We start from the raw sequence: 7,868 nt of genomic DNA on the forward strand, positions 1-7,868 counted from the left end.
GCGGCAGCACGAGCATCACCGCCGCGCCGCACGACAGCGACGAGCAGGTGAACAGCACCGGCACGAGCGGCGACGCCAGAAGCGGCAGCGTCCAGATGGTGGAGAGGAACAGCCCCGAGTACACCATCACCACGAGCGCGCTCGCGCAGCCGAGGGCCTGCACGGCCAGCACGGCGCCGTGGCCGAGCCCGAGCACGCGCAGGTTGCACGCGAGGAGCGCCGCCACGGCGGCCATGAACGCCACGAGCGCCCACGCCCCGACCGACAGCACGCTGCCAGCCGGGTTCGCCAACACGTCGAGCGCGAGCTCGGGCCGCCCCAGGTCCAGCATGAGGCACGCGGCGCCCACTGCGACCATGCCGCACGAGACGACGAGCGACGGCAAGGCCACCCGCCCGAGCGAGCGCCTCAGCGCAGCGGACGAGCGCGCCCGCTGCGACAGGTACACGGCCGCGACGAACGTGCCGCAGCCCGCGCCCGCCAAGAACAGGTAGATGACGATGAGCGGGCCGAACATCGCGCCGCCGCTACAGCTTCACGTACCAGAGGTTTTTGAGGTCGCCCAGCCCCGCGCGCAGCTTGGACAGCACGTCGTCGTCGACGTCGCCCTCCACGTTCATGTACACGAGCGCGCATTGCTCGCCGGGCAACGTGGCGATCTGCATCGTGGTGATGTTGATGCCCGCCTCCCCCAGGATGGTGCCGATGGTGCCCACGCGCCCCGGCGCGTCCACGTACTCGAACACGAGCGACTGACCGGCCGGAGCGATGTCCAGCTGGTAGCCGAACAGCGACACGAGACGCGCAGCCTGCGCTTCGCCCGCCAGCGTGCAGGCCACTTCGGTGCCGTCGGCCACCACCGACACGGTGGAAGCGTAGCCCCCGGCGTCGGGCGACGAAAGCGTCTCCACCTTGATGCCGTGGCGCTTCGCCACCGCGTCGGCGTTCACCGGCGTCACCGTGGCCGTGCTCTGGTAGGACAGGATGCCCTTGAGCGTGCCGGCAACGAGGATGGACGCGTCGGCGTGCGCCAGCGCACCGGCCGTCGTCAGCTTCAGAAACTGGGGGATCTCGCCGTCGATCTGCGCGAGCATGCTGCCCATCATCTGGCAAGCGGGCACGTACGGTCCCACCGCGTCCATCACCTCGGGCGGCACGGGCGCCATGTTCAAGGCCGTGGGCACGATGGATCCCTCGAGACCCGCCGCCACGTACTCGGCCGTCTGCACGCCGGCTCGCAGCTGCGCCTCCTGCGTGGACGCCGCGATATGCGGCGTGAGGATGGCGTTGTCGAACTCGCGCAGGGGGCTGTCCGTGCAGGGCTCGCTTTCGTGCACGTCGATGCCGACCGCGCCGATCTTGCCGGCGGCCAGGAAGTCGGCGAGCGACTTCTCGTCGAAGATGCCGCCGCGCGCGGCGTTCACCAGGATCACGCCGTCCTTCATTCGCGCGTACTGGTCGGGCCCGAACATCCCGATGGTCTCCTTCGTCTTGGGAAGGTGGACGGTGATGAAGTCGGCCAACGGCACAAGGGCGTCCACGTCGTCGTACAGCGTCACGCCCAGCTGCTCGGCGCGCTCGGGGCTGCAGTACGGGTCGTAGCCGATCAGTTTCATGCCGAAGGCGCGTGCCCGCTCGGCCACGAGGCCGCCGATGCGGCCGAGGCCGAAGATGGCGAGCGTCTTCTCGTACAGCTCCACGCCGGTGTACTTCCCGCGCTCCCAGACGCCCTCGTGCATGGACGCGTTCGCCTGCGGAACCTTGCGCGCGCAGGCAAGCATGAGGCCGATGGCGTGCTCGGCGGCGGACACGATGTTGGACGTGGGCGCGTTGCACACGATGATGCCGTGCTCGGTGGCCGCTTCGACGTCCACGTTGTCCACGCCCACGCCGGCGCGCCCGATGATGCGCAGACGATCGGCAGCTTCGACGACCTCGGCCGTGACCTTCGTGGCCGAGCGCACGATGAGCGCATCGTAGCCGGGAACGGTCTCGATCAGCTCCTCGGGCGTCATCTTCAGCTTGACGTCGACCTCGCACCCCTTGTCGCGGAGCACTGCGAGACCCGCCTCGGCCAGCCTCTCGGTAACCAGCACCTTCTTCGTCATAACGAAAACCACCTCTTGCCTTATGGATGTCAGGGAAACAGTCCCGCCCGGCGCCGGCCGCACGCGTTCACGCCGATCGAGCAAACGTCCTTATGATACGGAAAAACCCCATGGATAGATGCACGGGCTGCGAAATTCCCGATGAATTGCGAAAACGCGCGTCCGACTCGGCAAGCACGGCGAAAAGCGACCGCGCGGCTGCTTTGGTGCGGTATTGTAGACGTTCTCGCACCTCCCGTCGGGTATCCTATTCCGACGTACCGAAAAGAGAAGGGAACGCCATGCAGAAGACCACCTCGCAGAAAGCCCTCAAGGTCATCTCCATCATCATGATCGTGTTCGCGGCGCTCACGCTGCTCCTCGGCATCGGCGGCATCGTCACCGGCGGAGCCCTCGGCATCCTGGGCGCGGGCATCGGCGACGCCGGAAGCGCCGCCCTCGTCGGAGGCGTGGCAGCCGTCGCCGGCTTCGTCATCCTCCTCGGAGGCGCCATCAACCTGGCCATCGGCATCTTCGGCCTGCGCGGAGCCAACGACCCGCGCAAGATCGGCGCGTTCTACGCGCTGGCCATCATCGGGCTCGCGTTCGCCGTGCTGAGCGCGCTCGGCACCTTCTTCGGCGGCAGCGCGGACGGCGGCGACATCGCCAGCGCCCTCTTCGGCCTCGTCCTGCCCCTCGTCTGCGTGCTTTTGGCCTACAACATCAAGAAGGAGAACAACCTGTAGCGGCCCGCAGCTTCGTTCCCGCACGTGAAAGAAGGGGCCCGACGTGAACTGCCTCCCATTTCTTGGACAAGAAAGTAAAGTTCGAGAGATGGGAGGCTTCTTTATGCCGCCGAAGCATGACAGGAAGATGCGCGAACTAGCGGTCGAGCTGTTCGACGAGGGGTACGGCAGGGACATCGTCGCCGCGAGGCTTTGCATGTCGGCCAGCATCGTGGAAAAATGGCTTCTGACGTACAGGTCCGTCGGAAGCGAGGTGCTGCTCTGCATGGGTAGCCGGAAAACGAGATACGCTTGGGAGACGAAGGTCGCCGCAGCTCGGGCCGTCGTGGACGAGGGGATGGGCAAGCCCGAGGCCATGGCCGCCTTCGGCATCGCGTCGAGGACCCCGCTCGACTCCTGGTGCCGGCTCTACCGCGAAGGCGGGGCCGACGCTCTCAGGCCCAAGCCCAAGGGCAGGCCGAAGGGATCTGCGGCTCAAAGCGCGCCCAAGACGCGCGAGCAAGAGCTCGAGGCGCGCGTGCGCAGGCTCGAAGCCGAGAACGCCTACTTAAAAAAAGTCCGCGCCCTGGAGGCGGAGAAGTCTCGAGCTGGGAGAAGTCCCAAGTGATCGAGATGCTTTCAGGGCAAGGCCACGCTCTTTCCGACCTGTTGGCAGCCGCCGGGCTCCCGAGATCGACTTACTACCGCGCCCGCTCGCACCCGCCGAGGCCGACGAGGCCGGAGCTATGGGAGAAGGTGGCGGAGGTGCTCTCCCGCACGGCCAACGGCTGCGGACACAGGCAGGTCGCCATGGCCCTGCGCGCCGAGGAGGACGTGGCGATAGCCGACAAGACCGCACTGAAGATCATGCACGAGATGGGCATCAGCTGCGGCATCCGGCGCGAGAGCGACTACCACAGGTACAACTCGTTCAAAGGCGTTGTCGGCAGGGCGTTCGACAACGTCCTGGACAGGGACTTCTCAGCCGACGAACCCTGGCAGAAGCTCGGCACGGACGTCACCGAGTTCAAGGCCCCGTGGGGCAGGGCCTACTTTGCCCCAGCGTACGACTTCGGCAGCAAGGAGATCGTGTCCTGGAGCATATCGCGGTCTGCGAACATGGCGCAGCAAAAGGAGATGTTGGAAGGCCTGCTGGCGAAGATGCCGGAGGCCGCGAGCCCGGTCATGCACTCCGACATGGGATGGCAGTACCAGCACGACGGTTATTGCAAGACGCTCGAGGAGGCGGGCATCGTCCAGAGCATGTCGAGAAAGGGCAACTGCATCGACAACGGCGCGACCGAGCAGGTCTTCGGCCATATCAAGGACGAGTTCTTCCGCGGGCAGAGCTTCGAGAGCTTCGAGGAGTTCAAGGAGAGGCTCGAGGCGTACATCGTCCACTGGAACACGAGGCGAAGGCAGGTTAAACTGAAAGGACTGACCCCGGAGGAATTCCGGAACCAGTCCTTAGCAGCATAGCCACCTTTATTTTCCTTGTCCAAGAACCGGGACGCAGTTCAACCTGGCAAAAATTCTTCCTCGCGCCCCCTTCTAAAAAATAGTCAACGGGGTAGCATGGTCTTCGATCCGTTGACCGGCCGGTCAACGGCGGCAGGAAAGGAGGCGGCAGTGGACGACCGACGCTCGAAATTCGAGAGCCTTCCCGAAGAGCGGCGCGAGGCCATCGTCAGCGCCGCCGTGGAAACGTTCGGCAAGAACGATTACAAGAACGCCTCGACCGAGACGATCGCGCGCAGGGCAGGCATCTCGAAGGGCCTTCTGTTCTTCTACTTCAAGAACAAGAAGGAGCTGTACCTGTACCTCATGGAGCATCTGATGGAAAAGGTGTCCAACCTGGTGCTGGACGATGGGTATTGGGAGATCGACGACTTCTTCGAGCTGCTCGTCTACGCGGCGGAAACCAAATCCAAGGTGCTGAGCAAGTTCCCCTACCTGCTGGAGTTCTCCATCCGGGCCTTCTACCCGGAGCACAAGGACATAAAGGATACGATGGACAGCTGGACGCAGCGACAACTCGACTTTATGTTCACGACGTACTTCAAGAACGTGCGGTTTGACCGGTTCCGCGACGACATCGATCCGAAGTACGTGCTCAACATGCTGATTTGGCTGGCCGACGGCTATCTGCACCAACAGCAAGCGCTGCATCAACGCATCGATTTAGACGCCATGATGGACGAGATGTACCGCTGGTGCGACATGCTGAAAGCCTATTCGTACAAAGAAGAGTACCGGAGGCGATGAGATAGCAACCCCATCCCTTTGTCTCCCTTTGTCTCATTAAGGAGGAATACCGATGAGCGACCCCGTGATCGAACTCAAGGGGCTCAAGAAAGACTACGGCAACGGCCGCGGCGTGTTCGACGTGTCGTTCTCCGTGGAACGCGGCGAGGTGTTCGGCTTCCTGGGGCCGAACGGCGCTGGGAAAACCGTGACCATGCGCAACCTCATGGGCTTCATTCGCCCCGATGAGGGCACCGTGAGCATCGACGGCCTGAACTGCTTCAGCCAGCGCAGCCGCATCCAGGAGCGCCTGGGCTACCTGCCGGGCGAGATCGCCTGCATGGACGAGATGACCGGCGCGGCCTTCCTGGAATTCATGGCGCGCATGAAGAAGCTGCGCGACCGCACGCGCATGAACCAGCTGGTCGAGTACTTCGAGCTGGACCCCGCGCGGCGCATCCGCAAGATGTCGAAGGGCACGAAGCAGAAGGTGGGCCTGGTGTGCGCGTTCATGACCTCGCCCGACATCGTTTTGCTGGACGAGCCCACCAGCGGCCTCGACCCCCTCATGCAAAGCCGCTTCATCGACCTCGTGCTTGAGGAGAAGCGTCGCGGCGCCACTATCCTGCTTTCATCGCACCTGTTCGACGAGGTGGAGCGCACGTGCGACCGCGTCGCATTCATCCGTGCGGGCAGGCTGGCCGCCGTCGAGCGCATGAACGACGTGAGGAAGAGCCGCAAGCGCGTGTTCGCGGTGACGTTCGCCGACGAGACCACGCGCGACCGCTACGCGCAGGCGCATCCCGACGCACGGAAACAGGGCGCGGCTAGCGTGGAGGCAGCCGTGGCCGGCAACCCCGACGCGTTCGTGAAAGACTTGGCCGCCTACGACATCGTGGACCTCGCCGCGCGCGAGCAAACGCTGGAAGAGCTGTTCATGCACCTGTACGGCACGACGAACCAGGTGGAGAAAGGAGGCTCTCATGAATAGGACGTTGTTCGCCAAAGAGCTGCGCGCGAACCTGTTCGTCAGCCTCATCATCGCGGCGGTGCTGGCTATGTACATCGGCGTGATCGTCAGCATGTACGATCCGGAGCTGGGAGAAAGCCTGGATGCCATGATGCAGAGCATGCCCGAGATGTTTGCGGCGTTCGGCATGTCGGTGCAGGCCACCACCCTCATCGACTTCATGCTGAACTACCTGTACGGGTTCTTGCTGACCATCTTCATCCTCGTGCTCATCCTGATCGTGGCGAACAAGCTGATGGTGCGCTACCTCGATCGCGGCGCCATGGCGTATCTGCTGGCTACGCCGAACAGCCGCACGCGCATCGCGCTGACCATGGTGGGCGTGATGGTGACCATTCTGGTGGCGCTCATGGCAGTGGTGACGTCGCTCGAAGCAGGTTTCGCCGAAGCGCTGTTCCCGGGCGAGCTGGATATGCAGGCGCTGATGCAGGTGAATGCGGGATTGTTGGCCCTATGGCTGGCGATGGCCGGGTTGTGCTTCCTGTCCGCATGTCTGTTTTCGAACGCGACGGCCGCCCTGTGGGTGGGAGGCGGCCTGAACATCCTGTTCTTCCTCATGCAGATGGTATCGCAGGTGGGCGACAAGTTCGAGTTCCTGAAGAACGTCAACCCGCTGACGCTGTTCGACTACTACGGCCTGGCCGCGGGCGACGCGTCAGCCGTCGGCGGCGCGATCGCGCTGACCGTTGGCGCGGTGGCGCTGTTCGCCGTGGCGGTTGCGGCCTTCGATCGGCGCGACCTCAGCATCTAGAGCATTCCGCACGAGAAAGGACGGGAACGGCGCTCGGCCGTTCCCGCCCTTTGATGTTTACGCCTGCTCTTCAACCTGCGTGAACGCGCCGTTTTCAACCGTCGCATGCAGCACGACGGTCTTGTCGCTGTCCGACGCCTCCCACGACCGCGCATACGTGAACGTCAGCGTTGCCTCGCCCGAGCCGTCGGCTTTGAAGTTGAACGTGTGCACGCCGCCTTCGCCCGTCTTGGGCTGGGCGCCGTCGCTCGCGGGGACGAACTCGTCGCCGTCGGGCTGCACGGCCGAGCCGTCGATCTGGAAGGTCCACTCGTACCCCGTCGTGGGGTTCGCGTCCAGCTTGACCACGAGGTCGCCCTGGCTGAACTCCGCCGACCCTTCGGCGATCTGGACCTCGGATCCCGGCGCAGCCGAACACCCGACGGCGAACGCGATGAAAGCCGCCATGCACGCTCCTGCTATCACGAGTTTCAGACGAGCCTTCATCGCGCACTCCTTCCGAGCGGTTTCGCTTTCCCGCAGTATAGCGGGGGGCGCGCTACTCCTGCACGCTCACGTCCGTGAACGTGCCGTTCTGCACCGTGGCCTTCACTACGATGGTGGTCTTCACATCGTTGGCATTCGACGTGTTCGCCAGTTTCATTGTGATGGTGGACTCGCCGTTGTTCTGGTCGTCGGCCAGGAACCCGAACGCGTGCATGCCGGCCGCGCCCACGACGTCCTGGGAGTTCTGATCGTTGAAGCCGGAGGACGGCAGGTCGGCGTCGGTGTCCTTCAGCACGGTGTTGCCGTTAACCTCGGCCGTCCACTGGTACTGGACGTCGGCGTTCGAGTCCAGCAGCACGAGCATGTCGCTCTGGGAATAGGCGACCCAGCCGTTCGGAACCTTGAGGACGGTGCCTTCGCCGATGCTGCTGCCGTCGCCCATCTGGTTGCCGTTGTTGTTATTGCCGTTGTTGCTATTGTTGTTGTCGGCATTGTTGTTGCCGTTGTTGTTGTCGCCGTTGTTACCGTTGCCATTGTCGTTGTTC

Annotated in this window: 9 protein-coding genes and 1 pseudogene; 6 read left to right on the top strand and 4 right to left on the bottom strand. The window is 64.1% G+C overall.

Going from position 1 to position 7,868, the window contains the following annotated elements:
* Together nrfD and serA are read right to left on the bottom strand one after the other, a co-directional pair.
* A partial coding sequence (gene nrfD, locus ACMO6A_RS10985) for an NrfD/PsrC family molybdoenzyme membrane anchor subunit (protein ID WP_418471262.1) occupies window positions 1-517 on the bottom strand: 517 nt, incomplete at its 3' end.
* 10 nt (window positions 518-527) lie between these two features.
* Window positions 528-2,108 (bottom strand): phosphoglycerate dehydrogenase, encoded by a 1,581-nt coding sequence (gene serA / locus ACMO6A_RS10990; protein WP_009304313.1) that lies wholly within the window; start codon window positions 2,106-2,108, stop codon window positions 528-530.
* A gap of 281 nt (window positions 2,109-2,389) precedes the next feature.
* On the opposite strand from serA, the gene ACMO6A_RS10995 reads away from it, so the two are divergent.
* The 6 genes and pseudogenes from ACMO6A_RS10995 to ACMO6A_RS11020 all read left to right on the top strand — a co-directional run bounded on the left by ACMO6A_RS10995 (window position 2,390) and on the right by ACMO6A_RS11020 (window position 6,837).
* A complete protein-coding gene (locus ACMO6A_RS10995) occupies window positions 2,390-2,833 on the top strand; it encodes a hypothetical protein (protein WP_009609247.1) in 444 nt (147 codons plus the stop codon).
* A gap of 265 nt (window positions 2,834-3,098) precedes the next feature.
* Window positions 3,099-3,284, top strand: a pseudogene (locus tag ACMO6A_RS11000) (helix-turn-helix domain-containing protein); the annotation flags it as partial.
* Window positions 3,233-4,291 (top strand): IS3 family transposase, encoded by a 1,059-nt coding sequence (locus ACMO6A_RS11005; RefSeq protein ID WP_258719943.1) that lies wholly within the window; start codon window positions 3,233-3,235, stop codon window positions 4,289-4,291. The pseudogene ACMO6A_RS11000 and the gene ACMO6A_RS11005, both read left to right, overlap by 52 nt.
* Before the next feature lie 150 nt (window positions 4,292-4,441).
* Window positions 4,442-5,077 carry a TetR/AcrR family transcriptional regulator gene (locus tag ACMO6A_RS11010; RefSeq protein ID WP_009305652.1) on the top strand — a complete coding sequence of 212 codons (636 nt, stop codon included), beginning with the start codon at window positions 4,442-4,444 and terminating at the stop codon, window positions 5,075-5,077.
* A gap of 52 nt (window positions 5,078-5,129) precedes the next feature.
* Entirely contained in the window at window positions 5,130-6,047 is a 918-nt protein-coding gene (locus ACMO6A_RS11015; RefSeq protein WP_009305651.1) for an ABC transporter ATP-binding protein, read from the top strand.
* Window positions 6,040-6,837, top strand: coding sequence for an ABC transporter permease subunit (locus ACMO6A_RS11020; protein WP_009305650.1), 798 nt, complete (start codon window positions 6,040-6,042; stop codon window positions 6,835-6,837). Before ACMO6A_RS11015 ends, ACMO6A_RS11020 begins: the two co-directional genes overlap by 8 nt.
* A 57-nt stretch (window positions 6,838-6,894) precedes the next feature.
* On the opposite strand, the gene ACMO6A_RS11025 is transcribed toward ACMO6A_RS11020, so the two are convergent.
* Together ACMO6A_RS11025 and ACMO6A_RS11030 are read right to left on the bottom strand one after the other, a co-directional pair.
* Window positions 6,895-7,323, bottom strand: a complete 429-nt coding sequence (locus tag ACMO6A_RS11025) for a protease inhibitor I42 family protein (protein WP_009305649.1) — start codon at window positions 7,321-7,323, stop codon at window positions 6,895-6,897.
* 52 nt (window positions 7,324-7,375) lie between these two features.
* A partial coding sequence (locus ACMO6A_RS11030) for a protease inhibitor I42 family protein (RefSeq protein ID WP_418471263.1) occupies window positions 7,376-7,868 on the bottom strand: 493 nt, incomplete at its 5' end.

Origin of the sequence: Eggerthella sp., assembly GCF_048329335.1 — a bacterium.
Classification (GTDB): domain Bacteria; phylum Actinomycetota; class Coriobacteriia; order Coriobacteriales; family Eggerthellaceae; genus Eggerthella; species Eggerthella lenta.